A 1,085-nucleotide genomic window follows, 5' to 3' on the forward strand; every position below is an offset into this window, starting at 1 on the left:
CGATCTCGATCAGCGGCTCCTCGGTGCCGGGCGCTTCCTGCGCCACCTGGCCGATGCGGGTGTTCTTCGGCAGGCTGATCGAGCCGGTTTCGGAGGGAAAATCGCCGGTGATCGCCTTGAACAGCGTCGTCTTGCCGGTGCCGTTGCGGCCGACGAGGCCGGCCTTGGTTCCGGCGGGCAAGGTCAGCGAGGCATGATCGAGAAGCAGGCGCCCCGCCATGCGCAGCGAGAGGTCGTTGATGATAAGCATGGGCGGGCTTTTGCACGGGACATCGGCGGTTCGCAAGAGCCAGGGCCTGGATGAGGGTCGCTGCATGCGACCGCGAACCATTCGGGAAAAGCCCGATGGGACTGGAACCAGTTGCCGGCCGGAGCGTTTTGAGCCCCGTGATCCGTTATTTCGCCCTCGCCTTCATCTTCTTCCAGGTCGCCACGACAGCCGCGCTGGCGACGCAGGTGGTTCTGTTCGCCGGCGATACGGATGGATCGCCTACTTTGCAGCTCCAGTAAGCGAGGCGCCGACCCGGCGATCTCCCCCCTCAGGGGGGAGATGTCGCCGAAGGCGACAGAGGGGGTCGTCTCACATAGATCGCCGGCGCCGTCTCTCGTCGCTGGGCGTCGACGCTTCACGCGCGGCGACCCCTCTGGCCTGGCGGCCATCTCCCCCACAAGGAGGGAGATTGCGCGCTCCTCTGCTTTCGCCAATCGCCGGTCACACTTTGCTTGCCACGTCACCGGTTTGACGTTGATCGCTGCCATGTTCTCAACCTATGCTGGTTCCAGCGGCGGGCTTTGTAGAACTCTCATCGTGAGGTGCTCCTATGAAGCGATTGCTCCATGCCGCCGGCGTTGCCCTGCTTCTCATCATGCCCGCGGCCCATGCGGCTGCAGCGGATTGCGCGGCGGCGAAGACGCAGGCCGAGCTTGCCACCTGCACCGCCAAGGACGCTGCCTCGGCCGACACCGCGCTCAACGCCGTCTACAAGGGGCTGTCGGGACGCCTCGCTCCCGCCGACCAGCAACGCCTTCGCGACGCGCAGCGCGCCTGGATCCCGTTCCGCGACAAGGAATGCGCCTTCCGCACC

Annotated in this window: 3 protein-coding genes; 2 read left to right on the forward strand and 1 reads right to left on the reverse strand. The window is 65.9% G+C overall.

Annotated features, from left to right (window positions below; translation table 11 throughout):
* The coding region (locus EOA29_RS37445) for an ATP-binding cassette domain-containing protein (protein WP_145970087.1) at window positions 1-250 on the reverse strand (250 nt) is incomplete at its 3' end.
* 95 nt (window positions 251-345) lie between these two features.
* Here EOA29_RS37445 and EOA29_RS42505 point away from each other — a divergent pair.
* Window positions 346-510, forward strand: coding sequence for a hypothetical protein (locus tag EOA29_RS42505; RefSeq protein WP_189350264.1), 165 nt, complete (start codon window positions 346-348; stop codon window positions 508-510).
* A gap of 311 nt (window positions 511-821) precedes the next feature.
* A partial coding sequence (locus EOA29_RS37450; RefSeq protein WP_145970088.1) for a lysozyme inhibitor LprI family protein occupies window positions 822-1,085 on the forward strand: 264 nt, incomplete at its 3' end.

This window comes from Mesorhizobium sp. M1E.F.Ca.ET.063.01.1.1 (genome assembly GCF_003998155.1).
Classification (GTDB): Bacteria; Pseudomonadota; Alphaproteobacteria; order Rhizobiales; family Rhizobiaceae; genus Mesorhizobium.

Excerpts from the sequence above, each read along its gene's own strand:
- EOA29_RS42505 (WP_189350264.1), top strand. The coding sequence starts at position 346 with ATGGGACTGGAACCAGTTGCCGGCCGGAGCGTTTTGAGCCCCGTGATC.